The organism is Maritimimonas sp. 2205BS37-2 (assembly GCF_056591755.1).
In genome coordinates, this window is record NZ_JBWQOI010000002.1 from 1,036,595 (window position 1) to 1,063,042 (window position 26,448).

The following is a 26,448-nucleotide window of genomic DNA, read 5'->3' on the forward strand; positions in this document are numbered from 1 at the left end:
TGAAAGCAAATGTATTAAAAATAGTAGTCCTTTTTTAATTTAATACTTCAATTTATGCACAAAAAATTAGAAGCAGAATTAGTAAGCTTAGCGCATAGTATTTTGCAAATGAAAAATAAGGATGAGGCTGCCGCTTTGCGCGATAAGGCAAGAGAAGTTTATGAGAAATTAGCTGTTTTAGCTTATGTAGATGAATATGTTGAAACGACGCCACAGCTTACCAGCTCCAAAGAAGAAATTCTTAAAAAAATAGATAAAACCCTAAAGATAAAATCTTCTGAAGTTGTTAAAGAGGAAACAAAAATAAAAAAGGGTGGCTTGATACAACAACAAGAAACTATCAAGTCTGCGAAGGAGGAAGAGACGGTGTTTGAACCTAAATTCGAATCGGTTAAAATAGATTTGCAAGGGTTAAAAGCAAATCAGATCAGTTCTAAAGAAGAATTTAAAGATGCTATTTCAGCTGATAAAACAGCAACACTTTTTGATGATGACGAGAATCAAGCTTCAACAAAGAAAACGCTAAATGATAAATTAGTTAATAAAAGTATAGCGGTTGGTTTAAATGATCGAATCGCTTTTGTAAATAACTTATTTAACTTTAATCAATCTGAGTTCAACAGGGTCTTATCTCAACTAAATACCTTTAAAACAGAAAAAGAAGCAAAGGAATTTTTAATCACTATGGTTAAACCAGATTATGATTGGTCAAACAAAGAAGAATATGAAGAAAGATTCTTAGCTTTAATTGAACGTAAATTTACTTAATACATGAAATCGAACGATTTTAATAGACTATTTGATTCGGTAATTAAAAATTACCATATTGTTGATACAGTTGATCAAGAATTCAATAATCCATATACATCTGATAAATTAGAACATTTATTATATCGTAAGTGTTGGATTGATACAGTACAATGGCATTACGAAGATATTATTCGTTTACCCGATATTGATCCAATAGAAGCTTTAACGCTAAAACGTAAAATTGATGCTTCTAATCAAGATAGAACAGACATGGTAGAATACATTGATAGCTATTATTTAGATAAGTACAAGGGCGTGTCTGTGCTTCCTGATGCAAGTATAAATACGGAAAGCCCAGCTTGGGCAATAGATCGCTTATCTATATTAGCATTGAAAATTTATCATATGAACGAAGAGGCAACCAGAGAATCTGCTTCAGAAAATCATCGCCAACAATGTCAGCAAAAATTGAATGTTCTTTTGGAGCAACGAAATGACCTGTCTTCTGCCATAGATAATCTTCTACAAGATATTTCTTTTGGTAAAAAATACATGAAGGTTTATAAGCAAATGAAGATGTATAATGATGATGAGTTAAACCCTATGTTATATAGTAAAAAATGATAATGTTATGGTAATCTCAAAGGTTATTTATGAGCCCTTGAGATTGCTTAAGATAATTTTTCACTTAAAGACTCTATTGCTTTTTTGGAATTCCCAATAAATATCTCATCATCTATAATTGCTACTGGTCGTTTTAAAAAAGTATACTCGTCTAAAATTAACTGTTTATAGTCTTTTTCGGTTAAGTTTTGGTTTTTTAAATCCATCTCTTTATATTTTTTTGCTCGCTTACTAAACAGGGCTTCGTAATTTCCAGCTAAAACATGCATTTCTTCAACTTGAGAAACGGTAATGGGCTCTGTTTTGATCTCTTGTAAGACAACTCCTTCGAGATTAATTTGATTTAATATTCGTTTACACGTATCACATGTTTTTAAATGATAGATTTTTTTCATTTTATTCTCGTCTTTATATCGTATAAAAATAACTTGTTTTAAACACAAAATTCAATACTTTTACAGAAATTCTAGGCATCAAATTGAAGGCATGTATAAAATGCTAATTTTTTACGTCTAAACAACCCATTAATAATACTTACTAGAATGAAATTCAATACAAAGACCATTCATGGAGGACAAGAACATGATCCAGCTACTGGCGCAGTGATGCCACCAATTTATCAAACATCAACGTACGCACAAAGTAGTCCAGGAAAACATAAAGGGTATGAATATTCTAGGGCTGCAAACCCCACAAGAACTGCTTTAGAAAATAATTTAGCAGCAATAGAAAATGGAACTCATGGATTTGCTTTTTCTTCTGGCTTAGCCGCTATAGATTGTGTATTGAAATTATTAAATCCCGGAGATGAAGTTATTGCCGGGGATGACTTATATGGAGGTACTTATAGAATGTTTACTAAAATGTTCGAAAAATATGGCTTGAAATTTCATTTTATCAATATGGAAGACGCCTCGGATGTCGAAAAACTGATTAATGATAATACGAAGCTTATTTGGTTGGAGACACCAACAAATCCATTAATGAAGATAGCTGATATTGAAGAGATTAGTAAGCTAACAAAATTGAAGAGTAAAGATATTTTAGTTGCAGTTGATAATACTTTTGCTACACCTTATCTGCAACGGCCATTAGATTTAGGAGCTGATATTGTTATGCATTCAGCAACTAAATATTTAGGAGGTCATTCTGATTTGGTTATGGGTGCATTAATGGTTAAAAATGCCGAACTAGCAGAGAAACTTCACTTTATTCAATTTGCGGGTGGTGGAATTGCCGGACCACAAGATAGCTTTTTGGCTTTACGAGGAATCAAAACACTACATATACGCATGCAAAGGCATTGTGAGAATGGCATGGCAATAGCGAAATACTTGGAAAAACATGATAAAGTTGCAGAAGTTTTTTATCCAGGACTACCCTCTGACAAAAATCATGAAATTGCTAAAAAACAGATGAATGGTTTTGGAGGAATGGTTTCATTTAAGCTCAAAGATGAAAGTCAGAAAGCTGCATTTAAAATCTTAGAAAGTTTTAAGTTATTCACCTTAGCTGAATCATTAGGAGGAGTAGAAAGCTTAGTGAATCACCCTGTAACAATGACTCATGCTTCGATTCCAGAAAAAGAGCGTGAAAAAATCGGAATAACAGATTCATTAATTCGTCTAAGCGTAGGTATAGAAGATATAGAAGACCTTCTAAAAGACTTAGAAAGAGCATTGAATTAGCAAAATTTAGTAGTTCTTATCGGCTGATATTAGAAAGATCAAAAATAACACCTACACTTAACAAAATTAAAGTGTCGTTGTATTTACTAGATCCATCTACTTGATCTAGACCATCTACCTTATCAGAAAAGAACTGTTGCCATCTAAGATCAGCAACTAAATCAACATTATTAAGTTTATATCTAGAGCCAACACTTAAAGAATATGAAAAGGTATTATCTGGCTCTATAAAGAAACGGTCTTGCCATTTTGTTGGTAAATTATTTACGTCTAATCCGCCACTTGGAGTATTTGTTAGTTCCGCATCATACCTACTATAATGAATACCGGCACTAACATATGGTGCAAACTTATCAGCTGTATTAAATAATAAGCCATAATCTTCAAGATTTTTAAAATAATATTCTAATTGCATACCAACATTATAAATCTTGGTTTCACCTTTCATGGCGCGTAATTGAGGAGCAATTGCTGAGTTTTGTTCAACATAACGTCCTTCATGCTCTAGGCTATTATTAAAATAATATGAAAATTCGGTTCTTAACTTAAAATGATCTGAAAAAAAAGTTGCTCCATTTCTCCAGTTGTAGTTGTTACCATAAAAACTTAAGTAATGAACAATTGCTACACCAAAAGTTGTTTCATTGCTACTTGGAAAATGATGTCTCTCACCATAATCTGTTTGCATACTCAAAGGACCAGCAACAATGCCAATTTCGTGACTTAAATCTAATTGAGAAAACGATTTTGTAAATGAAAATAGTAAGATTAATACTATTAATTTATAACAAGCTTTCATGTATTATCCCTTTTTGAGCGCAATTTATAAAAAAAAAAGCAGCCAGCTCATCTGACTGAGTGTAAATACAAACTAAAAATATAAAAAAATATTGTAACGATTATATGTTTTGATTAATATTCTCTGCCGGATCCCAAAAAATACGATCAAAGTTTGATATTTTATTATCTTTAATAACAATCCCCTCATTTTCTAATAGTTGCTGCATTAAATTAGTCCCTTGAAAGTGGTGTTTACCTGTTAAAACTCCATTTCTGTTCACAACCCTATGAGCAGGAACGGTGTTATCTAATCCTGAGGCGTTCATGGCCCAACCTACCATCCTGGCCGATCGAGCAGCACCTAAGAACTTGGCAATGGCCCCGTAAGAAGTCACTCTTCCAAAAGGAATTTGCCGAGCAACATCGTAAACTTTTTCGAAGAAGTTGTCTGTTTTTGTCATAGTACCTTGATTAAACTTATTAGCGCTATTACTGCTGTTAAAATACTAAGAATATAATTTAAATTCTTCGTAAGTAAATTAGCTCTTTCTCTTATTTTTATTGCAGACTTTGCATAAACATATAATAAAGAATAAGTTCCTATTGCCGCTCCTAACACAAAAAGAATTATACTTGATTGCTCAAAATTAATCCATCCAGACATACTAAGCGTACTGCCTACACCACAATAAAATGGTATGGCAAACATATTTAACATTGATAATAAAACACCGGTTCTAAAACTATTTTTCAACTTAAAATTTGAGCTTTCTCTTTTCTCAATTCTTGCTTGCATTAAAAAATACACGGAAAGAAAAATGAAAATAAAGATTCCGAAAACAGTAATGTACCATTCAAAATGAACATTATTATGGATGTATCTTGCAAAATAAATAGCAATATAGGCCTGAATTAATACAATTAAAGAAACTCCTAGGGCAAATTTTAGTCCTTCATTTTTTGTTCGCTCAATGCTTATTTTCGCAGTAGTCATATTAAGCATACTAGGAGGAATTGTTCCTACAAAAGAGATTGCAAAACCAAGTAAAAAGTGAATAATCAAACTCATTTTAATATTTTGTTCTGAATTTGACGTAGGTAATGGCTTTATCTTGCTTTAAAAATTGTTTTTCATAAAAAGTTTGGGTAAGTGTGGCCTCCACTGGTGCATGAGGGTTACCATAGATATCGTGGTGAGCATATATAATTTCATGGTTGCCTTCTTGTAATAAACCTAAGGTGTATCCATGTAAGAATTCACTATCTGTTTTAAGATGAACGCACCCTTTTTCTTCTAAAATATGCTGGTATTTTTTTAAAAAATCAACATTTGTTAAACGATGTTTCATTCGCTTAAACTTTATTTGAGGATCTGGAAAGGTAATCCAAATTTGATGGATTTCATTTTCAGCAAAACAAAAATCGATCAATTCTATTTGGGTTCTTAAAAAAACAACATTTTCTAAACTTTGTTCTAATGCGGTTTTTGCCCCACGCCAAAAGCGAGCGCCTTTTATATCAACGCCAATATAGTTTAAGTGGGGATTCTTTTTTGCCAATGCTAATGTATACTCTCCTTTACCACAGCCTAATTCCAAGATAATAGGATGATTATTTTTAAAAAGAGTTGCCCAATTACCTTTTAAGTAGAAATTATTGAGTACCTCCTCGCGAGATGGCTGAATCACATTAGCAAAATTTTCATTTTCGCGAAATCGCTTCAATTTATTTTTGCTTCCCAAAATGTAAGGTTTGAAAAAAGAACAAGTTTATAAAGAATCGCCTGTTTTTGCATGTGTAGACATTTGTCCTAACCAATAAAACATAGCAACGAAGCCAATAATAATAATAATTGTATTTACAATGTTCGAAGCCCACCAGCCTTTAGTAAAACGAAAGGCATCATAAATAGCAAATGCATATTCAGTACAAAAATTACCTATAGCTCTAAAAATATTGCTCACAATCATATCTTAATTATATTTACAGCACAAAAGTATAAAATATAGCGATGATTGCCAATTTTTTTAGTAAAACAAAGCCCATAAATACACTGGCAATTGTTGTATTATTATTTCTTATTTACACTATTTCTACTTTTGTAAATTTTGAAGGAGGCGCTTCTATTCCATTTTTCTTTACGAGAATATCATATTTCTTATTGCTTTTAATTATTCTATTTTCTGTAAACTTCATTATAAGGAAAAATAATCTGGTAAAGGATAATTCTTACACTTTGTTCTTATTTGTAATTTTAATTGGGATGTTTCCTTTAACCGTATTAGATTTTAAATTGGTAATAACAAATTTTATTCTTTTGCTTTCTTATCGACGTATTTATAGCCTTAGAACACAGAAAGATGTAAAAGAAAAATTATTTGATAGCGCATTTTGGATTGGAATTGCTACGTTAATTTACCCTTGGAGTGCTTTGATTTTGCTACTTGTTTTTGTTGCAATATTCCTATTTGATAAATGGACTTTTCGAAATATACTAATACCGCTAACCGGTTTCTTTTGCCCTATAGTTATTTATATTGCTTATCTAGCTGTAACTAGCAAGCTAGAACTTATTGATACCATTTTTGATTTTGATTTGTATTTTAAATTTGATGGTTATAACTCATTTAAATTATTAGTTCCTCTAGCAATTGTAGTTTCATTAATGTTGTGGGCAGTGTTTCCAACTACATTAAAAATAACGGCTGTAAATAATGAATTTAAGAGTTCTTGGCAATTGCTAATAACACATTTTTTTATTTTAGTATTTGTGGTTTTACCATGGCCAAATAAAAATGGCTCAGAATTATTATTTCTTTTTTTTCCAATGGCAATTATTTACACAAATTACCTACAAATAGTTGAAGAATATTGGTTTAAGGAAGTTTTTTTATATAGCTTTTTTGCTTTAACAATAGTAATTTATTTCTTATAGCTTTTCTCCATAAGAAAGATCTCCAGCATCTCCTAAACCGGGAATAATATATCCTTTTGAGTTGAGTTTGTCATCAATAGCAGCTATCCATAAATGAGTGTTTTTAGGCAAATGATTTCGAACATAATTTATACCATCTGTAGAACCTATAACCGAAGCAATATGCAGTTCTTTTGGAACACCATGTTGTTTGATGGCTTCATATACTGCTAATATTGATTTTCCGGTTGCCAACATTGGATCTGCTAAGATTAAAGTTTTGTTTTCTATAGAAGGAGCAGCAAAATACTCTACGACAATCTCGAATTCATTGTCATTTTTAGAATGTTTACGATATGCAGAAATAAAGGCGTTTTCGGCATTGTCAAAATAATTTAAAAGTCCATTATGCAAAGGCAATCCAGCACGAAGAATAGAGCAAAGTACAATATCATTTGATGGGACCAACATTTTCTTTTCTCCAAGGTCAGTTTTTACTTCGGTATTTCTGTAATTTAAAGACTTACTAAGTTCATAGGCAAGTATTTCACCAATGCGTTCTATATTTCTTCTAAACCGGAGGCGATCTTTTTGAATTACATGATCTCTAACCTCTACAATAAATTTATTAAGGACGGAGTGTTGATTTTCTAAATGATGAATTATCACAAATTTTTATTTAAAAATTATAAAAATATTATTGGCATTAAAATTGCTATTCCATGCTTGAAATATAGCCAAAGATAAGGGTTGTATTTCAATAAGTTTGTGAAATTTATTGTATATTCACATACATTAAACTAATTATTAATCAATAAACAAAAAATTAAATTATGGGATTATTTTCTTTCATTAAAAACGCAGGAGCTAAAATTTTCGGAATAGGGAAAACAACAGCCGAAGAAGCTGCTGAAGCTGCTGCGGAAAAGGCAGAAAAACTATCTGGAGCGGTTCACGCTTTAGGATTAGAAGTAGAAGGGTTAAAAATTGTTGTCGATGACGATTTAGCCACAATATATGGTGAGGCTGAGAATCAGGCAACGAGAGAGAAAGTTGTACTAGTTGTTGGTAATACGGAAGGGATTGCAAGCGTAGATGATCAAATGACCACGGCTGTACAAGAACCTGAAGCTCAATTTCACACAGTAGTTAGTGGTGACTCTTTAAGTAAAATCGCTAAAAAATATTATGGGAACGCTATGAAGTACCCTGTAATTTTTGAAGCGAACAAACCAATGCTAACTGACCCTGATAAAATTTACCCTGGTCAAGTATTGCGTATACCAGCTTTAGAATCGTAAAAGCACTTTTATTTTTCCAATAAAAAAAGAAACCTCGGCTATTTAGCCGAGGTTTCTTTTTAGCTTATATCTTTAATTTTTATAATCTTTTGACCGTTAAAAGTAAATTCTGATTGCCCTTTTAATTTTAAAGTATCTCCTGCCTTAAGATTATCAGAAAGATCGATGGCCAATATCCCTTCATAATCAATGCCAACCGTAACAGTTTCTTTGTTTTGGCTCCAAGAGCAAATGTGTTGCTTTCTTGAAATAAAATATTCTCTTGCAGAGGCAGCTTGTTGTTTAAAAGCTTCTAAGCCTTTAATACTGATCTCGGTTTTATTATTAGAAATATTCTCAAAGATGATATTAACATGGAGATCTTGAATCATTCCTTCAATATCAAAATTATTATATGAATTGATATAATTTTCGATTATTTGTTTTTTATAATCTTGCATATAATCTTTGCTGCGAAGTACAAGTAATAAAGAGTATTTTTTAGGCTTATTTTATTTCCAATAATCTGCTACCCATGGGGCAGGAGCTACATAACGATACCACTTCCCTCTACCACCTTTAATTGCTTTTGGAGGATTAATTTCCCCATGAAAGATAATAATCTTTGCACCTTCAGGGATTCGCGGCTTTTTCCAAAAAGCAAATGGAATTCTAGAAACGCAATCGTATTTGTAGCTTGGGCACCATTCTGTTGGCCAAAAACCAAGCTTTCCATGATCTTTAATTGATTGTGTCAAATATTCTTGTTCATTTCTATGCCGTTTTCTGATAGAATCAAAATTTTTGACAAAATAATCAAATACATAAGGGTGCTTGCCAATTTCAAATCGGTATACAGATGAATTCCCAGTAGGTTTTAAATAATCTTTAATGATTAAGAAATCTCCTTGAACATCAAAAAACGAATCGATATTAGCTACAATTACCACATCTAAATCTAAAAATATGGCAGTTCCTTCCAACCCGTATAAATCACCCTTAAGAGTTGTCAGTTTTTTCCACATGCGTTCAGGCAGATTGCCAGGAACATCAATTTCGGGAATCGGATAACAATCTACCTCATCAATAATTCCATTCTCGTTGTCTGTAAAACAAACCATCTTAAATTCATAAGAGAGGTTGCGCTTTACCATTGCGTACAATCTATTTACATATTCAGGGCCATATAGAGTGCCCCATTTCATGCAGAAAATATATTTTTTAGCCATTTAAATCTATGCTTAACGATGCAAAGGTAACAATAAGCTAACTATTAACGATGTTCTTTTGGTGTTGTATAGATTCTTGATGAATAGCTTTAAATACTTTTTCTACAAAATCAGCACTTAACTTATTTTCTTTACCTAAATTGATCATTTTTTGAATTACTTCTTGCCATCGACTACGTTGTAAAATAGCCACATTTCCTTCTTTTTTTACACGGCCAATATTTTCAACAACATCCATACGCTCAGAAAGTAACTCTATCAACTGTTTATCTAAAATATTAATCTCATCACGTAGTTTTTCAAGCTTTTTAAGAGAATCTTTCTCTTCAACTCTATCTTTTCTAACACGTAGGTCTTCTGTAATTTCTTGTAAACGGTTAGGCGTTATTTGTTGCTTCGCATCACTCCAGGCATTGTCTGGGTCGAAATGCGTTTCTATCATTAGTCCGTCAAACTTTAGATCAAGTGCAGTTTGACACACATCAAAAATACCCTCTCTTTCACCACAAATATGTGATGGGTCGCAAATTATGGGCAGCGTTGGGAATTGATTTTTTAAATCTATAGGAATCTGCCATTGTGGATTATTTCTATATTTTGTCTTTTTGAAAGAAGAGAAGCCTCGGTGAATGGCGCCTAAGTTTTTAATACCGGATTTATGTAAACGTTCAATGCCTCCTAACCATAGAGAAAGGTCTGGATTAACAGGGTTTTTAACTAATACAATTTTGTCTGTACCTTGTAAAGCATCAGCTAATTCTTGAATAGCAAAAGGGTTGACTGTAGTTCGCGCTCCAATCCAGATAATATCAATATCAAACTCTAATGCTAATTTTGCATGTTCGGCATTTGCGACTTCGATTGTGGTTAATAAACCTGTTTCCTCTTTTACTTTAGCAATCCAAGGAAGCGCACGTACACCATGTCCTTCAAAATTACCCGGACGCGTTCGTGGCTTCCAAACTCCAGCTCTAAACACGGTAGCGTCAGTTTCTTTTAATTGATGAGCTATTTTTAATACTTGTTCTTCCGTTTCTGCACTACATGGTCCAGCTATTACCAGCGGGTGCGATAACTTCATATCGTCTAACCATGTTGAAAAATTTGTGTTGTTCATTTATTATTGTTTTTGATACCTGTCAAAACAGATTTAATTCGATTTGTACTTTGCATTGTATTGAAAATATTATTTTCAGATTCAGTTTCTATAAGCTGTTTAAATTCTTCTAAGTTTTTTATGTATTCATCTAGTGATTTCAATATATATTTCTTGTTTTTCATAAAGATTGGTGTCCATGTTCGTGGATTACTTTTTGCGAGACGTACCGTAGATTCGAAACCGCTTCCTGCCATATTGAAAATATTCTTTTCGTCTTTTTCAATTTCTAAAACTGTTTTCCCTAACATAAAAGAACTAATATGTGATAAGTGAGAAACGTAGGCAATATGTTTATCATGCTGTTTGGCTGAGCTCATAAAAACAGTTTCCATATCCATTTTATTAAATAGATTAACTGTCTTTTGCACCATAGAATGGTCACTTAATTCTTGTTCACAAATAATATTAATCTTACCGGAAAACAAATTGTAAATGGCCGCTTCGGGTCCAGAAAATTCAGTTCCGGCAATAGGGTGTGTGGCTACAAAATTCGCTCTTTTAGGATGTTTGGTAATAGCTTTACATACTTCATATTTAGTAGAGCCTACATCAAAAACAAGCGTGTCTTCTGAGATTAAATCGAGAACCTTTAAAGTAATATCTGGTATTTTATCTACCGGCACAGCAATGATAACGGTATCTACTTCTTTAACGATTTCTAAATTCGCTTTTTCAAAGATAATACCAAGATCGAGTGCCTTTTGTAAATGGTCTGGGTTTGAATCTACACCGTAGATCGTTGCCCAAGTATTCTTTTTGAGTTCTAAAGCTAGTGACCCACCGATAAGACCTAATCCGATAACGGCAACTTTTTTCATATCAATTGTTTTTTGAGACTCTTTTGAGTATTTCTTGTAATTTTTCTTTTGAAACACATAATGATAGTCTTATGTATCCTTCCCCATTCGATCCAAAAACGGTTCCCGGAGTTAAGAATACATTTTTATTATATAATAATTCATCGGCAAAAGCCTTAGAACTGATTCCTTTAGGAATTTTTGCCCAAACAAATAGCCCAGCAGCATCTTTACTATATGTGCATTGTAGGGTATCGAAAATTTTCCAGGCCAATTTTCGGCGCTCTCCATAGATTTCGTTTATCTTTTCAAACCAATCTTTGGTTGTATTTAGCGCTATGATTGCGCCTTGCTGTATGCCATAGAACATACCAGAATCCATATTACTTTTTACTTGCAAAATGGTTTGAATATTTTTTGATGAACCTAAGACCATTCCTACACGCCATCCTGCCATATTAAAAGTTTTACTCAACGAGTTCAGCTCTAAGGCAATTTCTTTTGCGCCGTCTATGCGCAATATGCTTTCGGGCTGATCATTCAAAATAAAACTATACGGGTTATCATTTATTAATAAAATATTATTCCTTTTTGCAAACACTATAAGTTTTTCGAACTGAGCTTTGACAGCTTTTGCTCCTGTGGGCATGTGCGGATAGTTAATCCACATTAACTTTACTTTCGATAAGTCTTGTTGTGATAATTCTTCTAAATTAGGAAACCAATTGTTTTTTTCATCGAGGTTATAGTAAATAGGCTTCGCTTCTAATAGGTTTGTAACAGAGGTATATGTTGGATAACCAGGATTAGGAATTAAAACACCATCCCCAGGATCTAAAAAAGCCATAGAGATATGCATAATTCCTTCTTTCGAACCCATTAATGGGAGCACTTCACTTTCTGAATTTATAGAAACTTTAAAGTAGTTCTCATAAAAACCTGAAATTGCCTTTCTAAACTCTTGAAGTCCCTGATAACTCTGGTAGCCGTGAATATTCTGATTAATTAGTGAATTTTTTAATGATTCTATAACCTCTTTAGGAGGGATTAAATCAGGGCTGCCAATACCGGCATTAATTATAGGTTTTCCTTCAGCAATAAGTGATTTAACTTCTCGCAATTTCTTAGAAAAGTAATACTCAGTAACATTATGTAGTCTTTTAGCCTTAGAGGTCATATTTTCGTTTACTTTGTTTGTACTCGCCTAGAATCTTAATATTTGAAACCTTATGCTCAACTTGAGCTAGAGCATTTTGATATACTTGATAATCATCAAAAATAACATCTACAAAAAAGGCGTACTGCCAAGGTTCATCAATAATTGGCATCGATTGAATTTTTGTAAGATTCAAATTATACTTAGCAAAAATCTGCAACACTTCTGATAAGCTTCCTGTTTGATGTTTTGTGACAAGTTTTAAGGAGGCTTTATTAATTAATGAATTCTTACTTAGAGAACCATTTTGTTTTTTAAGAATAAAAAACCTGGTGTAGTTATGTTTACGAGTTTGAATTTTATCTGCAATAATTTCAAGATCATAGATTTTGGCTGCTTTTTTTGAAGCTATAGCGGCAATACCTTTAAGTTTTCTTTTATGAATTTGTGAAGCAACCTCTGCAGTATCGCTTGCTTCAATTAATTTTATATTAGGGTGTTGTCTAAAGAATTTTCTGCATTGTAAAATCGCCATCGGGTGAGACCACACTTCTTTAATATCTTCAAGATTTTGCCCTTTTAATCCCATTAAATGATGATGAATAGGTAGGTGAACTTCACCATGAATGGTTAAATCGAATTCATCGATTAATGCATAATTAGGTAAAATAGCTCCGGCCAAAGAATTTTCAATAGCCATTACTGCTCCATCAGCCATTTTATTATTTATTAACTCTGGAATTTCCACAAATGACATGCATTCATTTAAAGTAATGTCATTGCCAAAATATTGATTAGCTACAATGTGATGAAATGATCCTTTAATGCCTTGAATTGCTATATTCATGATTAGTCTTTAACAAAAAAAAGCCTCGAAATTTCGAGGCTTTTTTTATTCTATATTTATTTATATTAATAAACTACAACAAAGCCTCGCTTTATTTTAAAAAAATAAAAAAAGTAAAAATGACTTTGCCAAGTGTTTATTAAGTTCATGCGAAATATTTATAAGACAAATCTAGACGTAAAATTTGAAAAAACAAATTTTTCTATTGCTTTAATGAAAAAAAGTTACTACAACGTTTTCTTAGGCGATCATTTTATTAAACTTTGGCTTGCTTTCTAGGTATTCACCTAAAATTTTTAAGCTACTTACTTTTTGTTCCAGTTCTAATAATGCTTTGCAGTATTTATGATAATCATCAAAACACAGATCAATAAAGAAGGCATAGTGCCAGGGTTCTTCAGTTATAGGTATAGACTGAATTTTTGATAAATTAAGTTTATGTTTTACACAAACATTCAAGATCTCGGCTAAATTACCCAGTTGATGATGCGTAATAAATTTTAAAGAAGCTTTATTATTTAGATAATCATCAGGTTGATGCTCTCTTCGCTTGGTTAGGATAAAAAAACGTGTCATATTATGCACATCATTCTGAATTTCTTCAGCCAAGATAGGTAGATCAAAGATTTCAGAAGCTTTTTTACTAGCAATGGCGGCAACGCCTTTTACTTTATTTTCTTTGATATATTTTGCTACCGATGCTGTATCTCTTTCTTCAATAATTTTAATATGAGGGTGTTCTTTAAAAAAGCGCTTACAATGTTGTATGGCGATTGGATGTGACCAAACCTCTTTAATATCATCAATGGTTTGCCCTTTATAGGCCATTAAATTATGGATCATTGGGAGGTAGAATTCACCTTTTACATTGAGATCATAATTATCTATTAAAGCATAATTTGAAAGTATGGCTCCGGCATTAGAATTTTCAATTGCCATGACTGCGGCCTCTACCGTATTGGTAGCAATTAACTCAGGCATTTCTGAAAAAGACATACATTCTACCAAGGAGATATCTTCACCAAAATATTCGTTAGCTACGATGTGGTGAAAAGAGCCTTGAATTCCTTGTATTGCAATATTCATTTAGAAGGGATAAGGTTAAAGTTGTTAATGTTTAGCGTTCATAGAACGCGAATATAATAGAAATATTCTTCTATTAAAAATTTTAACATTTTACTCTAAAGTTCCCTGAGGAGGTTCTTGAGCATATAATTCAAGTAAGCTTAATGTAGATTTTAACAGGTCTTTGGTTTCCAATAAAATGCTAAAATATAAAGTGGTATTCTTTGGACTAGATTCTGTGGTTCTCGTACGCTCTACCTGTATTTGAATATAATCTCTTACATCATTAAGCAATAATTGTTTTTCCTCTAAAATAACATGAAGTTGATCGAACGATCTTTCATTAAAAACCTGCTGAATCTTTGCAAATAAATCACTAAGCTTTAATTCAATTTCTTTAAGTTCTTTGGCTTGATTCTTTTTTAAAGCTTTATGGTTATTGTTAATATGCTTATGGCTAATTTTTGCAATAAAACTTATAGATTGAGCCATATCTTGTAAGTCTCCTATAACATCTATGTAGAGTTTACTTGCCCCTAAGTATGAATCATCAAGATTCTTAATAAAGTAGAAGATGTTATTTTGAATATCATCTATTTCTGATTCTAATTTAACAACAGTGGTTTTTGCCTTTTTCAATGAAGCTAAATCTTGCTTAATTAAACCGTTAATCGTGGCTTCATTTATTTTGCTGATGCGTTTAAGAGCTTTTGAAATATTGTCAGCACTTTCTTCAATAACTCCTTGAACAGATTGACTTTCAGCTTTATTCAAGCTATCTTCAACTTTGACTATTTTACTCTTTTTGTTATGGCTAATGTAGTTTCTAGTTAAAAGGAAAACAGCAAGACCTAACAAAACAGCAATCATAGCTCCACCACCTAAATGGATAAGATAAGCAACAGTTGCAGCAGCAATAAAAGCAATCAATGCCGTTCCAAACCATCCTGCAATAACATTAAAGACACCTGCTACTCTATATACAGCACTTTCTGCACCCCAAGCTCTATCAGCTAACGAAGTACCCATTGCCACCATAAAAGTTACGTAGGTAGTTGATAAAGGAAGTTTCATTGATGTGGCTATTGAGATAAGAACGCTCGCAACAACAAGATTAATTGCCGCCCGCACCATATCAAAAGCGGGCAATTCATAAGTTTTGTCTTTTGGGAGCTCAATAATAGGTTTTTCAAATTGTTTTTCAATTCGATCTTTAGTTGATCTAGGGAGTATAGCACTAAAATATCGTGACGCTAAAATAGAGCTTCTAACTACAACTCTTGATAAAAAATTTGGCTCAAAGCGCTCTTTTGTTTCACTTTGACTAGAAAGATCAATTGAAGTTTTTAATACACTTCTGGCTTTGCTTGAAAACCATAAAGTAAGCACCATAATAATTCCAGCAATAAGCAACAAGTGCGTTGGAGTATCTACTTTATTTCCTAATACACCCATAGTAAATTCTGTTGCTGGAACTCCAGAAGCCACCCAAGCTTCATAAGATTGCCAAGCGGCAATTGGCACGCCAATAAAATTTACTAGGTCATTACCCGCAAAGGCTAAGGCTAGAGCAAAAGTTCCAACAAGTATAATTAATTTATAGATATTGGTTTTGAGCAGCTTTATAACTAAGAAAGACAGAAGTGACCAAATACCAAAACTTATGGCTACTATGAGAGCTGTTTTGTTTTCGAGATAGGGTTTAATGTGTTCGTAATAATCGGTTCCTTTAAGGCCCTTAATGATTATGAAGTAGGTAATTGCGGCTAATGAAAGCCCACCAAAAATGGCCGCAGCCCAGTCAGGTTTACGTTCAAAATTAAAAGATAATAAAAGACGAGATATATACTGAACAATTGCACCAATGGTAAAGGCAATAACCACTGAAGCGAGTATACCAATAATAATTTCGGTTGCTTTTTCTGTATTAATATATTGAGATAACTCAGTTAAAGAGTCATTGTTTGTTGCTATTTTAATTAAGGCCATGGCTACCGCTGCACCTAGTAACTCGAATACGATTGAGACCGTGGTAGAAGTGGGCATACCAAGTGTGTTGAAAAAATCAAGAAGCAGAATATCAGTAAGCATTACTGCCATAAAAATGATCATAATCTCATTAAAATAGAACTCGCTTGGCACAAAAATTCCTTTACGAGCAACCTCCATTAAACCACTAGAAAATATAGCTCCAAAAGCGACACCCAAGCTGGCAACGATCATAATAGTTCTAAAAGAGATTGCTTTAGAACCAATAGCAGAGTTTAAAAAATTTACAGCATCATTACTTACACCTACAACCAAATCAGCGATTGCTAAAATGGTTAGAGCGGCGATCATTAAAATGTAAATATTTTCCATTCAGATAAAATTACGTGCAAAAATCTTAAATATAGATAAGTTAAATATTATGCTAATGTTATCATTAAACAGTAATCAAACGGTCTATAATTTAAAACCTGAACGAATTTAAAAATATTTAATGTTACCTTTTATGTCTTGTTAATGATATTTTATTTGCCTGATAGATAATGAATTAGATTTCCAATGTTAATTTAATGTTAAGCAAACGTTGATTTAATGTAAAATAATTATTATATTTGTTTCGTTATTGTTAAACAAAACTTATAATATGAAAAATATAGTGGTATTCTTAATAATGCTTTTTGTTGGTATAGGCTTCGCGCAGCAAAAAGAAGATACATATGTACAAAAAGGCGATTTGGTAGAAGCAACACTATATCATGATAATGGTAAAATTGAGCAGCATGGATTTTTTAAGGATAAAAAATTGCATGGCACTTGGACTTATTATAATGAACAAGGAAAAAAGACCGCTATAGGTAATTATGAAATGGGTGTAAAAACAGGTAAGTGGTATTTCTATTACGAAAAAACCTTAAAAGAAGTTGATTATGATAATGGAAGAATAATTAGTGTAAAAGAGACAGAAGCCAATTCTTAGACAAAAAGATATTAAATAAAAAAGCCTGCATCATTGCAGGCTTTTTTATTTAAAGGATATTGTTAGTTTATTGTCTTGTCCAACCCGCACCCCAATTTGTAAAATCTGTTCCTGTTGCTTCTACAGAACCTTTAATAAAATCTGCTTGTGAAAAGTTTACGCCGGTATCATTTTTTAGTACAGTTGTTACATCCTCAAACTTAGTATCTGTTACGCTTAAATCACCATTTGTAACTCCCGTACCCGTTGGACTGTCACCACTATCACCATCAAGGTCAAATGCCTCTTCAAAACCTTGAATGAACACGTTGGTAAAAATACCCTGCGTACCAGCTCTTAATCGTACAGCTTCATTGCCTGTGCCAGAACCTAAGCCTATTATTGTTAAGTTTGTTACAGTAGGTTTAGAGAAGAACTTTGGATTTGAATTATTACCAATATCAGTATTGAAACCATCTGCTTCGATGCCTTTGTCATGATCTGTACCATGTTTTATATAAACATCAGTTAGTGTACCATTATAACCTTCTGTCCAGTCTACAGAATCATCTTCTGAATTAAGTACTGCGACAAAACTAGCGTTAACAGTTCCACCAAAGAACTCAATACCATCATCCTTTCCGGCGAAAGCCTGAACATATTCTACGGTTGTTCCATTACCCACTCCGTAGAATGAAAAACCATTATTTTCTGATTGGCCATCTGCTTTACCACCTGAGTATTCAACTCTCACATAACGAAGCGTACCAGAATTATCATCAACTACAGATCCGCCATAAGGTAAACTTGCTATTTCTGAAGTTGATGTAGCGTCGCCACCAGTTACAGAGTTAATAGGTGCTTTTCCCAAAAGAATAAGACCTCCCCAATCACCAGCATTAGGTGCATTGGCATTTGAGGTAAATACAATAGGGTTATTGGCAGAACCATTGGCCATAATTTTTGCGCCTTGCGAAATAGCAATATAAACATCGGCGCCTGTTGCAGCTGCTTTTATCGTCATTCCTGCTGGAATAGTTAATGTAGTACCAGATTCCATAATAAGCGGACCAGTAATTATATAATCTTCATTGGCGTCTAGCGTCAAATCTGAAGTTTGATTTCCTAATAATTCTATTGCATCATTAGTACCGGTTTCACCATTTATGTTGATAATAATATCAGCGGTATCATCATTTCCACAAGATGAAAACAATAATGAAACCAACGCTAAACCTAAAAGTGTTTTTTTCATTTTAAATGTTAATTTGATTGTTTATTTATGACTGATTAAAAATTATACTTTAATGATGCTCCAACTGTGATTCCTCTTTTATAGTTGGTAACACCTTTACCGTTTGCTGAAGTAACTATAACATCACCTGCGGTTGTTTCTCGAACATATTTAATTGAAGGGTCTAAGATATTTTTAACACCAATATTAAATTCTAAACCTTCGTTGATTCTATTTTTCCAGACAAAATCTAGCGTAGGCACTCCCTTTTCGATTACATTACCTAGCTGACCCGAACCTAGTGCATCGATTCTATCAGAGAAGTAAGAAAAGATTAAACTAGCAGTTGGTTTGTAATTTTTAAAGGTTGGGCTGTAATTAATATCGGCATTTATAATTAATGGAGAAGCACCCTGTAACTCATCTTCACTTCTGTTAAAGCTTGTATCGTAAATTGAACCATCAATGTTTTCAAAAAGATCTTGTTTGGTATACATATATGTTATGTTTAGACCAGTTGAGAGCTTTGGTTGTTCGTTTTCATCTAAGAAGAAGTTCTTCTTGAATTCTAGCTCAACACCATAAATGTTAGCCTTATCTCCCGTTCTGAAATAACGTTGTGTACCAGTAGCATCGAATGCCACAACCAGATTAACGGGATTATTTATCTGTTTTGCGAAAGCACCTAATGAAACAATTTCGCTTCTTCCAAAGAACCATTCATATTTTAGATCATAATTAAAGACCTCAGAAAATGATGGATCATTTAATAAATCTGGATTTCCACCAATACGTTGTGAAACTCCTTCATATACGAAAGGGGCGATTTCTTTAAACTCAGGATTTGAAACGGTTTTACTAAATGCCAAACGTATATTCTGATCTTCGTTTATGGCATAACGAATACTTAAACTTGGTAGATAAAAGTTCTCTGACGATTCTCTAAATCCAGGATCATTAGGAGGTAGGTTAATTACATCGTAGTTGATTTTTTGACTAAAAGATTCAAGTCTAAACCCTGGAACTATTAACCATTTATCATTAATATTAAACTCTGCATTAACATAACCTGCATACACATCTAGTTTCCCGTTGTAAGTATTTTCTGGCTTTCCAGGAACATTAACAGAACCAGCCTGTGGATAAACAGATCTAAATACAACTGTTGAGAATAATCCATTATTATCTGTATTTAGATTACTCGTGTTAAAAATAGCATCTAAATTATTTACGTCGGTAATCGGTAGATTATCATCTGAAAAGCGATAACCATATCGAATATTTTCAAAGTCTCTTTCTTTTGTTCTACCGTTATAACCTAAGTTAAATTTTATGTTATCAGAAGGGCTGTATGAAAGGTTTATTCGCCCATTGAGCTCCTCATCTTCGATATCTTGGAAATAACGTTGATTGTCGAATTCATTGTTAGTAAAAAAGACAGGGTTTGTATTAGGATCATTATCTAAAGCTAATTGATAGTTCTCTATACTAATACGCTTTCTATCTGGTTCATGAGCAAAAACACGATTATATCCAACACCCCAGTCTAACTTTAATTTATCAGTTATGGTGTGTGATCCTAATAATTGATTTACCGTAATTAAATCTTGATTGAACTGAACGTTCATTTGATAAAATCCTTCATCACTGTTTACAATGGCATCACGGTTTCTACCCAAACCATCGGTGCCGAAATAACTGGTTTTATCAGAAGATTTATTAATAAATAAAGAATTGAATTTAAAATTGTGATGATCATCTATTTTAAAACCAACATTTCCCATTATGGTAGTGGTAGTGCCGTATTCATACTCTTCAGCTTGCTCGAAGCTTTTGTTTTCTACTAATGTATAATCAGTAGTTTCACCTTTTCTATATTCATAGTTGCTATCAAAAGAAGCAGTAAAGAAAAGATTTAGTCGAGATTCATCACCAAGATTAAAAGATTTACCAGCATTTAGACCAATACCCAGATTAATTGGCGGCATTGGAGACTCAATAGGGTCTACACCATGAGATAATACAACCGCGAAAGGTTCATGATCATACCTTCCATAAAAACCAAATTGCCCTGTGCCAGTATTTTTCACAAAGTCTTCACTAATAGCTCTACTATTAAAACCACTATTAATAGAGGCTTCAAAGAAACCATTTCCGCTATAGTTTTTTGATTTCACATCAATGTTTCCAGCTGCAAAATCACCGTAGAATTTTGATGAAAATGCCTTGCTAATAGAGACATTTTCGATAACATCTGAACCAAAAATATTTAGATCAATATTTTTTTTACTGATATCATTTGAAGGAAGAGATAATCCATTAAATGTTGTATTTAAATAGCGGTCGCCAAGCCCTCTAACATATACATTACTTGAACCCTCTTGTTTTGAAACTCCCGAAATTTTACTCACAGCTCCGGCGGCATCGCTTATACCTTTGGCAGAAAGTTCTTCAGCACCAATAGCAGTTTTAATTTCGGTTGCCTTCTTTTGTTCTGTCAATAAAGCGGCAACACTTTCCTTTTTGGTTGTAGCTTTTACAATAACTTCTTTAAGAGAAACTCCTTCGGTGGCATTCATTACAACATTATCTAAGGTAGTCACCTCACCCGATTTTACAATAATATTAGGTATTTCTAATTTCTGATACCCTACAAAGCTAAATACTAAAGTATAAGTTCCAGGATCAGCTTGAAAAGTAAAAATACCGTCAATATCTGATGTTGTTCCACTTTGAGTACCTTTAATAAATACATTTGCAAATGGAAGAGGTTGATTATCAGATTCTTTATCTAATATTGTTCCTTGTATCGTCCCTTTAGATTGGGCATTAGCTATCGATGCTGCTAAAGTTAGCAGTATGAAAGTGAATAGTCTCATTATGCTTTTTTGAATTATTTTTTCGGTTTAGAAGCTTCCTCCGTTTCGCCAACGTCTCCAGGAATTGATAGGGTGATTGCCTCTAATGAAATATCTTTAATAGTTGTTATATTATCTTTTTTAACTACAACATTTGTAACCTCAACTTTTTGATAGCCAGGAAAATTAAATATTAGGGTATATACCCCAGGAGCTACTTTTAATTTGTGAATACCATCTAAATCGGTGGTGGTATTTATTGAGGTCCCTTTAACTTCGACTTGAGCAAATGCCAAAGGTTCATTATTTACTTCTTTATCTAAAATTACACCGCTTATAGTCCCCTTGTCTTGTGCTGCTACTAAAGCGACTGTAAATATGAATATTAGTACTAAGAATTTTTTCATTTTAATTCTGATCTATTTTCTGATGCAAATAAAGAATGTTAATGTAAAGATTGGGTTAAATGGAGGTTAAAGATTCTTAATGTTTAGGTTAGACAAATGTTACCATAAAAGCTCCAATTTTAATTTAATGTTAAGTAGAAAAACTCTAAAATAATGTACATTGCACGGTCTTAAATTGATACTAAAAAATGAATTGGGAGCAACTACTTTCATTGAAACGCTTTGGCGATACGCAGAAAAGAATTAGAAAAGATCAAGATGAAACTCGCGTTGGTTTTGAGGTAGATTATGATCGAATTATTTTTTCTGATTCTTTTAGGAGCTTACAAGATAAAACTCAGGTAGTTCCACTTTCAAAGACAGACTTTGTTCATACACGATTAACACATAGCTTAGAAGTGTCGGTAGTAGGCCGATCGCTTGGAAGAATTGTTGGAAAGAAACTATTAGAGAAGTATCCAGACCTGAAAGAACTCGGCTATCAAATAAATGATTTTGGAGCAATAGTGGCAAGTGCATGTTTGGCACACGATATAGGAAATCCACCATTCGGACATAGCGGTGAGAAGGCTATTGGTGAATATTTTAAATCAGGAAATGGACTAAAATATAAAGACCAATTAACCCCAAAACAATGGCAAGACCTGATTGATTTTGAAGGAAATGCTAACGGATTTAGAATACTAACCGAAAGCAGAGAAGGCATAGAAGGAGGCTTACGCTTGTCATATGCTACTTTAGGAACTTTTATGAAATACCCTAAAGAATCGTTGCCAAAAAAACCAACAACCAATATTATTGATAAAAAATATGGTTTCTTTCAATCAGAAAAAGAGGTATTTATTGATGTTGCTCATAACCTTGGTTTGAAACAAATTCGTGATGGAGATGATGTAACATTTAGTCGCCACCCTCTGGCATTTTTAGTTGAAGCCGCTGACGATATTTGTTATACTATTATCGATTTTGAAGATGGGATTAATCTCGGATTAATTGAAGAAGAATTTGCACTAGAATACCTTATTAATTTAGTGCGCGACACCATCAATACCGAAAAATACTATCAACTAAAAACAAAGCAAGATAGGCTAAGTTATCTAAGAGCATTGGCAATTGGCAATTTGATTACCGAAGCAGCAAATATTTTTTTAGAAAATGAAGCTTCGATTTTAGCCGGAACCTATGAGATCTCATTATTGGATAAATGTAAATATGAAGCTCAGATAAATGATATCATTAAAATTAGTGTTGATAGAATTTATCGTAGTAAAGAGGTTATTGAAAAGGAAATTTCAGGTTATAGAATTTTAGCAGATCTTCTAGATGTATTTATAAATTCGGTTAACAATGCTTACAATAAAACAGCTTCAAATTATGATAAGCTTTTAATGAATTTATTACCAGAAAAATATAAAGTAAATACCAACAACAATTACGAAAGAATTCTATCTGTATGTAGCTTTATTGCTGGCATGTCTGACAGTGCGGCTATTTTGTTACACAAAAAGATTAAAGGAGTTGAAATTTAAAAGTTAAAAGAAACACCAACACCTAATAGTTGTTTTAACTGTACTCTGGGCCCGAATGTTTCTAAAACACCATCGCCATTGGTATCTTCTCTAAATTTTATATCATCGTCATAGATAATATGCGCACCTAAATTTGCCTTTAAGAAATTGTTTATTGTAAAATTAAATGTAAGGTCATAACGAATATCTATATTACCAAATTTTCGTACGTAATCAGAATACAAGGTGACATCATTTTTCATTATAACATTTTTAAATAGCTCAGTGTCCCAAGAGCTTTGAACTAAAAAACCAAATTCATTTCTTGAATGTTTGCCAGGATTAACACCAAAGGCTCCTTCATCAGAAAGTTTTTGATCTCTTACTATGGTTGACTTTAAGGTAACTGGAGATAAATATATATAGAACTGATCTTTTTTAATGTCGTATTGAGCACCAGCACCTAAAAATAAATATGCTGGCGAAAAGAATCGAGAAATAGGCGTGTCTGTATTGGGGTAATTAAACCCATCTGTAAACTGTGTTCTAAAATTAAATTTAACCGAATAATACCAATTGGAGACGGTATCAGTTCTATATCCAAATGTTGAATTAATATATAATTGATCATCTGTTTTTCTAAGCTCTTGATCTTCCTGACTATTTAATCCATATCTAATCTTCACTTCATTCTTCCACAACACATAAAGTCTCTTATATTCTCTTTCGAAAGATAATTTTAATAGTCCCGAAATTGAGTTATTTCCACCAGCATTCCAGTTTACAAAAGCGGCTTCACTGATATCAAAAGCAAAATTATTTTTATAAGCCCACCAAACCGGATCGGCAGCTTTTTTTAATGTATCTATAAATACAGGCTTTATAGCATGCATTACTCTTATGGTATCAATTTTAAGATTAGGAGTATATGATATAAAATTTTCGACCTTAGGCAAGGGTATGTATGTAGTATCACCGCTAAGCTCATCTACAAATAACCTATATTTTTGTTTAAAAGAAACTTTATTTAGAATAGAATCATGCCGTATTGCATAAAACGGTTTGGCCATAGCATACAATTCGAAAAGTAATGAATCTTTGCTAGTGTAAATAGCGTTAGGATAGGCTTTTTTAATTTTTATGGGATCTATTTTAAAAGCCGTAGGTAGAGTATCAAAGCTTTTAAATGGAGGCGTAATTTTCTTTTGCGAAAACGATAGTTGAAATAAAAAGCTAAAAAGAATAAGGACTGCAACTCTTTTCATCTGTTTTAGATTTTGCAAATGTTTAGAAGTAAATAGGGATAAATATTACTTAAAAAACAATTTTAAAGCAGCGAATGTATTATTTTTTTTAGTTTTTCTTCACTTAATCCTATAGAATCGAGTAATTTTTCTGTAGAACCATGTTCTATGAACTTATCTGGAGCTCCTAAAATTTTAATGTTTTTATGGTAATTATTTTCTTGAGCAAATTCAAGAATAGCACTACCAAAACCACCTACTATTGTACCATCTTCAATAGTTAAAATAGTATCAAATCTGTTAAAAATTTCATGAAGTAACTGTTCATCAAGAGGCTTTACAAAGCGCAAATTATAATGTGCTATGCCCTCATATGCTGATGATGAATTACAAATATCTATTATTTTATTCCCGATATGGCCAATACTTAAAATTGCCAGCTTTTCCCCTTGTTTTACGATTTCTCCTTTTCCAATTTCTAATGGCTCAAAAGGTTGTTGCCAATCAAGAATAACACCGCTACCTCTAGGATATCGAATCGCAATTGGCTGATCTATACCCAATTGAACAGTATACATAATATTTCTTAGCTCTAGCTCGTTCATAGGCGCAAAAACAATCATATTAGGGATGCAGCGTAAGTAAGCGAGATCAAAGACGCCATGATGGGTTGCACCGTCTTCACCCACTAAACCAGCTCTATCTAAACAGAAAACAACAGGTAGTTTTTGCAAAGCAACATCATGAATTATTTGATCATATGCGCGCTGTAAAAAGGTAGAATAGATATTACAAAACGGAATCATTCCCTGTGTTGCCATTCCGGCAGCTAAAGTCACAGCATGCTGTTCGGCAATACCTACATCGAATGCTCTGCCAGGTATCTCATCAATCATATATTTTAAAGAACTGCCTGTTGGCATGGCTGGTGTGATACCAATAATTTTTTTGTTTTGCTTAGCAAGTTCTACAAGTGTTAAACCAAATACATCTTGATATTTTGAAGGCTGTTTGGAAGTAGATTTGGTATAAATTTCGCCTGTTTTTGCATCAAATTTTCCAGGAGCATGATATTTTACCTGATCTTCTTCTGCTTTTTGCAAGCCCTTTCCCTTTGTAGTGATTACATGTAAAAATTTTGGCCCCTTAATCTTTTTTAAACGACTTAATTCTGAAACCAGCGCATCTAAATTATGCCCATCAATAGGTCCTGAGTAATCAAAGTTTAAGGCTTTGATAATGTTATGTTTTCTTACTCGTTTATCTATTTTGATATTAGTAAGATATTCTTTCAGGGCGCCTACACTAGGATCAATACCCATAGCATTATCATTGAGAACGATTAATATATTAGCCTTAGAAACTCCCGCATGATTAAGGCCTTCGAAAGCCATTCCACTTGCGATGGAAGCATCACCAATTACCGCTATATGTTGCTTTTCGCTTTCACCTTTTAAAGCAGAAGCTATGGCCATTCCTAAAGCGGCTGAAATGGACGTTGATGAGTGTCCTACACCAAAAGCATCATATTCGCTTTCTGCTCGTTTTGGAAATCCAGAAATACCACCAAATTGCCTATTGGTTTCGAATATTTTTCTTCTTCCTGTTAGGATTTTATGCCCGTAAGCTTGATGACCAACATCCCAAACTAATAAATCTTCTGGTGTGTTAAATACGTAGTGAAGTGCAATAGTTAATTCAACTACTCCTAAGCTGGCGCCTAGATGTCCTTCTTTTGTAGCTACAATATTAATAATGAATTCACGCAATTCTTTCGCGAGCTGCGGTAACTCTTCAACCGAGAGTTTACGCAAATCTTCTGGTAGCGTAATATTGTTTAATAGGCTTCTTGACATAAAAACAGAAGACAAAAATACTCCTTTTTGGTTTGATAAGTAGGTGCAAAGAAGAGGTAATGTTTTAAAGAAATGTAATTCACGTTATTTCTTATAACATTCGCGACA

The 26,448-nt window shown here is 33.0% G+C and carries 27 protein-coding genes; 7 read left to right on the forward strand and 20 right to left on the reverse strand.

The genetic code is table 11. The features are described 5' to 3' along the window. The first annotated feature begins 54 nt into the window (after positions 1–54). Positions 55–768, forward strand: a complete 714-nt coding sequence (locus AC1EUU_RS12060; RefSeq protein ID WP_480201678.1) for a hypothetical protein — start codon at positions 55–57, stop codon at positions 766–768. Positions 769–771: 3 nt separating this feature from the next. After that, positions 772–1,374, forward strand: a complete 603-nt coding sequence (locus tag AC1EUU_RS12065) for a DUF4254 domain-containing protein (RefSeq protein WP_480201679.1) — start codon at positions 772–774, stop codon at positions 1,372–1,374. A gap of 47 nt (positions 1,375–1,421) precedes the next feature. On the opposite strand, the gene AC1EUU_RS12070 is transcribed toward AC1EUU_RS12065, so the two are convergent. Next, complete coding sequence (locus AC1EUU_RS12070; RefSeq protein WP_480201680.1) at positions 1,422–1,769, reverse strand: arsenate reductase family protein; 348 nt, start codon at positions 1,767–1,769, stop codon at positions 1,422–1,424. Between the two features lie 147 nt (positions 1,770–1,916). Between AC1EUU_RS12070 and AC1EUU_RS12075 the strand changes: the two genes are divergently transcribed. Continuing rightward, a complete protein-coding gene (locus AC1EUU_RS12075; protein ID WP_480201681.1) occupies positions 1,917–3,062 on the forward strand; it encodes a cystathionine gamma-synthase in 1,146 nt (381 codons plus the stop codon). A 16-nt stretch (positions 3,063–3,078) separates the two neighbouring features. Here the strand turns inward: AC1EUU_RS12075 and AC1EUU_RS12080 are convergent, their stop codons facing one another. The 5 genes from AC1EUU_RS12080 to AC1EUU_RS12100 form a co-directional block, all read right to left on the reverse strand. After that, the gene (locus tag AC1EUU_RS12080; RefSeq protein WP_480201682.1) at positions 3,079–3,861 is read right to left on the reverse strand and encodes a THC0290_0291 family protein; all 783 of its coding nucleotides are present in this window, start codon (positions 3,859–3,861) and stop codon (positions 3,079–3,081) included. 100 nt (positions 3,862–3,961) lie between these two features. After that, positions 3,962–4,303 carry an MGMT family protein gene (locus AC1EUU_RS12085; protein ID WP_480201683.1) on the reverse strand — a complete coding sequence of 114 codons (342 nt, stop codon included), beginning with the start codon at positions 4,301–4,303 and terminating at the stop codon, positions 3,962–3,964. Then, a complete protein-coding gene (locus tag AC1EUU_RS12090) occupies positions 4,300–4,911 on the reverse strand; it encodes a LysE family translocator (protein WP_480201684.1) in 612 nt (203 codons plus the stop codon). Before AC1EUU_RS12090 ends, AC1EUU_RS12085 begins: the two co-directional genes overlap by 4 nt. Position 4,912: 1 nt before the next feature. After that, positions 4,913–5,584, reverse strand: coding sequence for a tRNA (guanosine(46)-N7)-methyltransferase TrmB (gene trmB, locus AC1EUU_RS12095; protein ID WP_480201685.1), 672 nt, complete (start codon positions 5,582–5,584; stop codon positions 4,913–4,915). A 27-nt stretch (positions 5,585–5,611) separates the two neighbouring features. Beyond that, entirely contained in the window at positions 5,612–5,806 is a 195-nt protein-coding gene (locus AC1EUU_RS12100; RefSeq protein WP_480201686.1) for a DUF6341 family protein, read from the reverse strand. Between the two features lie 47 nt (positions 5,807–5,853). Between AC1EUU_RS12100 and AC1EUU_RS12105 the strand changes: the two genes are divergently transcribed. Next, positions 5,854–6,777: a DUF6427 family protein gene (locus AC1EUU_RS12105; RefSeq protein WP_480201687.1), complete on the forward strand. Its 924-nt coding sequence runs from the start codon at positions 5,854–5,856 to the stop codon at positions 6,775–6,777. Here AC1EUU_RS12105 and upp read toward each other — a convergent pair. Then, positions 6,772–7,425 (reverse strand): uracil phosphoribosyltransferase, encoded by a 654-nt coding sequence (upp, locus tag AC1EUU_RS12110; protein ID WP_480201688.1) that lies wholly within the window; start codon positions 7,423–7,425, stop codon positions 6,772–6,774. The genes AC1EUU_RS12105 and upp overlap by 6 nt on opposite strands. Before the next feature lie 164 nt (positions 7,426–7,589). Between upp and lysM the strand changes: the two genes are divergently transcribed. Then, positions 7,590–8,057, forward strand: coding sequence for a peptidoglycan-binding protein LysM (gene lysM, locus AC1EUU_RS12115; RefSeq protein WP_480201689.1), 468 nt, complete (start codon positions 7,590–7,592; stop codon positions 8,055–8,057). 59 nt (positions 8,058–8,116) lie between these two features. Here lysM and AC1EUU_RS12120 read toward each other — a convergent pair whose 3' ends face one another. The 8 genes from AC1EUU_RS12120 to AC1EUU_RS12155 all read right to left on the reverse strand — a co-directional run bounded on the left by AC1EUU_RS12120 (position 8,117) and on the right by AC1EUU_RS12155 (position 16,650). Next, a complete protein-coding gene (locus AC1EUU_RS12120; RefSeq protein WP_480201690.1) occupies positions 8,117–8,497 on the reverse strand; it encodes a nuclear transport factor 2-like protein in 381 nt (126 codons plus the stop codon). A 51-nt stretch (positions 8,498–8,548) separates the two neighbouring features. Further along, positions 8,549–9,265, reverse strand: coding sequence for a glycosyltransferase (locus AC1EUU_RS12125; RefSeq protein ID WP_480201691.1), 717 nt, complete (start codon positions 9,263–9,265; stop codon positions 8,549–8,551). A 37-nt stretch (positions 9,266–9,302) separates the two neighbouring features. Next, positions 9,303–10,382 carry a chorismate mutase gene (locus AC1EUU_RS12130; RefSeq protein ID WP_480201692.1) on the reverse strand — a complete coding sequence of 360 codons (1,080 nt, stop codon included), beginning with the start codon at positions 10,380–10,382 and terminating at the stop codon, positions 9,303–9,305. After that, on the reverse strand, positions 10,379–11,242 hold the full coding sequence (locus AC1EUU_RS12135) for a prephenate dehydrogenase (RefSeq protein ID WP_480201693.1): 864 nt from the start codon (positions 11,240–11,242) through the stop codon (positions 10,379–10,381). Before AC1EUU_RS12135 ends, AC1EUU_RS12130 begins: the two co-directional genes overlap by 4 nt. 1 nt (position 11,243) lies before the next feature. Continuing rightward, complete coding sequence (locus tag AC1EUU_RS12140; RefSeq protein WP_480201694.1) at positions 11,244–12,398, reverse strand: pyridoxal phosphate-dependent aminotransferase; 1,155 nt, start codon at positions 12,396–12,398, stop codon at positions 11,244–11,246. After that, positions 12,388–13,224 carry a prephenate dehydratase gene (locus AC1EUU_RS12145; protein ID WP_480201695.1) on the reverse strand — a complete coding sequence of 279 codons (837 nt, stop codon included), beginning with the start codon at positions 13,222–13,224 and terminating at the stop codon, positions 12,388–12,390. The genes AC1EUU_RS12140 and AC1EUU_RS12145 overlap by 11 nt, the downstream gene beginning before the upstream one ends. Positions 13,225–13,464: 240 nt before the next feature. Further along, positions 13,465–14,310 carry a prephenate dehydratase gene (locus AC1EUU_RS12150; RefSeq protein WP_480201696.1) on the reverse strand — a complete coding sequence of 282 codons (846 nt, stop codon included), beginning with the start codon at positions 14,308–14,310 and terminating at the stop codon, positions 13,465–13,467. 90 nt (positions 14,311–14,400) lie between these two features. Continuing rightward, a complete protein-coding gene (locus tag AC1EUU_RS12155; protein ID WP_480201697.1) occupies positions 14,401–16,650 on the reverse strand; it encodes an inorganic phosphate transporter in 2,250 nt (749 codons plus the stop codon). A 271-nt stretch (positions 16,651–16,921) separates the two neighbouring features. Between AC1EUU_RS12155 and AC1EUU_RS12160 the strand changes: the two genes are divergently transcribed. After that, positions 16,922–17,254, forward strand: coding sequence for a toxin-antitoxin system YwqK family antitoxin (locus tag AC1EUU_RS12160; RefSeq protein ID WP_480201698.1), 333 nt, complete (start codon positions 16,922–16,924; stop codon positions 17,252–17,254). A 67-nt stretch (positions 17,255–17,321) separates the two neighbouring features. Here AC1EUU_RS12160 and AC1EUU_RS12165 read toward each other — a convergent pair whose 3' ends face one another. From AC1EUU_RS12165 to AC1EUU_RS12175, 3 genes are read right to left on the reverse strand one after another with little or no spacing between them, the layout of a single operon-like run. Then, positions 17,322–18,488, reverse strand: coding sequence for a multidrug transporter (locus AC1EUU_RS12165; protein WP_480201699.1), 1,167 nt, complete (start codon positions 18,486–18,488; stop codon positions 17,322–17,324). A gap of 35 nt (positions 18,489–18,523) precedes the next feature. After that, complete coding sequence (locus AC1EUU_RS12170) at positions 18,524–21,346, reverse strand: TonB-dependent receptor (RefSeq protein ID WP_480201700.1); 2,823 nt, start codon at positions 21,344–21,346, stop codon at positions 18,524–18,526. A gap of 14 nt (positions 21,347–21,360) precedes the next feature. Beyond that, positions 21,361–21,732 (reverse strand): carboxypeptidase regulatory-like domain-containing protein, encoded by a 372-nt coding sequence (locus AC1EUU_RS12175; RefSeq protein ID WP_480201701.1) that lies wholly within the window; start codon positions 21,730–21,732, stop codon positions 21,361–21,363. Between the two features lie 188 nt (positions 21,733–21,920). On the opposite strand from AC1EUU_RS12175, the gene AC1EUU_RS12180 reads away from it, so the two are divergent. Then, on the forward strand, positions 21,921–23,261 hold the full coding sequence (locus AC1EUU_RS12180; RefSeq protein ID WP_480201702.1) for a deoxyguanosinetriphosphate triphosphohydrolase: 1,341 nt from the start codon (positions 21,921–21,923) through the stop codon (positions 23,259–23,261). Here AC1EUU_RS12180 and AC1EUU_RS12185 read toward each other — a convergent pair. Both AC1EUU_RS12185 and dxs read right to left on the reverse strand, forming a co-directional pair. Then, positions 23,258–24,505 carry a DUF3078 domain-containing protein gene (locus AC1EUU_RS12185; RefSeq protein WP_480201703.1) on the reverse strand — a complete coding sequence of 416 codons (1,248 nt, stop codon included), beginning with the start codon at positions 24,503–24,505 and terminating at the stop codon, positions 23,258–23,260. The genes AC1EUU_RS12180 and AC1EUU_RS12185 overlap by 4 nt on opposite strands. A gap of 62 nt (positions 24,506–24,567) precedes the next feature. Further along, on the reverse strand, positions 24,568–26,340 hold the full coding sequence (gene dxs / locus AC1EUU_RS12190) for a 1-deoxy-D-xylulose-5-phosphate synthase (protein WP_480201704.1): 1,773 nt from the start codon (positions 26,338–26,340) through the stop codon (positions 24,568–24,570). Positions 26,341–26,448: the final 108 nt, after the last annotated feature.

What these genes read in the sequence shown, in the direction of transcription:
- AC1EUU_RS12060 (WP_480201678.1), top strand. Translation starts at nt 55, where the DNA reads ATGCACAAAAAATTAGAAGCAGAATTAGTAAGCTTAGCGCATAGTATT.
- AC1EUU_RS12065 (WP_480201679.1), top strand. Translation starts at nt 772, where the DNA reads ATGAAATCGAACGATTTTAATAGACTATTTGATTCGGTAATTAAAAAT.
- AC1EUU_RS12070 (WP_480201680.1), bottom strand. Translation starts at nt 1,769, where the DNA reads ATGAAAAAAATCTATCATTTAAAAACATGTGATACGTGTAAACGAATA.
- AC1EUU_RS12075 (WP_480201681.1), top strand. Translation starts at nt 1,917, where the DNA reads ATGAAATTCAATACAAAGACCATTCATGGAGGACAAGAACATGATCCA.
- AC1EUU_RS12080 (WP_480201682.1), bottom strand. Translation starts at nt 3,861, where the DNA reads ATGAAAGCTTGTTATAAATTAATAGTATTAATCTTACTATTTTCATTT.
- AC1EUU_RS12085 (WP_480201683.1), bottom strand. Translation starts at nt 4,303, where the DNA reads ATGACAAAAACAGACAACTTCTTCGAAAAAGTTTACGATGTTGCTCGG.
- AC1EUU_RS12090 (WP_480201684.1), bottom strand. Translation starts at nt 4,911, where the DNA reads ATGAGTTTGATTATTCACTTTTTACTTGGTTTTGCAATCTCTTTTGTA.
- AC1EUU_RS12105 (WP_480201687.1), top strand. Translation starts at nt 5,854, where the DNA reads ATGATTGCCAATTTTTTTAGTAAAACAAAGCCCATAAATACACTGGCA.
- lysM (WP_480201689.1), top strand. Translation starts at nt 7,590, where the DNA reads ATGGGATTATTTTCTTTCATTAAAAACGCAGGAGCTAAAATTTTCGGA.
- AC1EUU_RS12120 (WP_480201690.1), bottom strand. Translation starts at nt 8,497, where the DNA reads ATGCAAGATTATAAAAAACAAATAATCGAAAATTATATCAATTCATAT.
- AC1EUU_RS12125 (WP_480201691.1), bottom strand. Translation starts at nt 9,265, where the DNA reads ATGGCTAAAAAATATATTTTCTGCATGAAATGGGGCACTCTATATGGC.
- AC1EUU_RS12130 (WP_480201692.1), bottom strand. Translation starts at nt 10,382, where the DNA reads ATGAACAACACAAATTTTTCAACATGGTTAGACGATATGAAGTTATCG.
- AC1EUU_RS12135 (WP_480201693.1), bottom strand. Translation starts at nt 11,242, where the DNA reads ATGAAAAAAGTTGCCGTTATCGGATTAGGTCTTATCGGTGGGTCACTA.
- AC1EUU_RS12140 (WP_480201694.1), bottom strand. Translation starts at nt 12,398, where the DNA reads ATGACCTCTAAGGCTAAAAGACTACATAATGTTACTGAGTATTACTTT.
- AC1EUU_RS12145 (WP_480201695.1), bottom strand. Translation starts at nt 13,224, where the DNA reads ATGAATATAGCAATTCAAGGCATTAAAGGATCATTTCATCACATTGTA.
- AC1EUU_RS12150 (WP_480201696.1), bottom strand. Translation starts at nt 14,310, where the DNA reads ATGAATATTGCAATACAAGGAATTCAAGGCTCTTTTCACCACATCGTA.
- AC1EUU_RS12155 (WP_480201697.1), bottom strand. Translation starts at nt 16,650, where the DNA reads ATGGAAAATATTTACATTTTAATGATCGCCGCTCTAACCATTTTAGCA.
- AC1EUU_RS12160 (WP_480201698.1), top strand. Translation starts at nt 16,922, where the DNA reads ATGAAAAATATAGTGGTATTCTTAATAATGCTTTTTGTTGGTATAGGC.
- AC1EUU_RS12165 (WP_480201699.1), bottom strand. Translation starts at nt 18,488, where the DNA reads ATGAAAAAAACACTTTTAGGTTTAGCGTTGGTTTCATTATTGTTTTCA.
- AC1EUU_RS12170 (WP_480201700.1), bottom strand. Translation starts at nt 21,346, where the DNA reads ATGAGACTATTCACTTTCATACTGCTAACTTTAGCAGCATCGATAGCT.
- AC1EUU_RS12175 (WP_480201701.1), bottom strand. Translation starts at nt 21,732, where the DNA reads ATGAAAAAATTCTTAGTACTAATATTCATATTTACAGTCGCTTTAGTA.
- AC1EUU_RS12180 (WP_480201702.1), top strand. Translation starts at nt 21,921, where the DNA reads ATGAATTGGGAGCAACTACTTTCATTGAAACGCTTTGGCGATACGCAG.
- AC1EUU_RS12185 (WP_480201703.1), bottom strand. Translation starts at nt 24,505, where the DNA reads ATGAAAAGAGTTGCAGTCCTTATTCTTTTTAGCTTTTTATTTCAACTA.
- dxs (WP_480201704.1), bottom strand. Translation starts at nt 26,340, where the DNA reads ATGTCAAGAAGCCTATTAAACAATATTACGCTACCAGAAGATTTGCGT.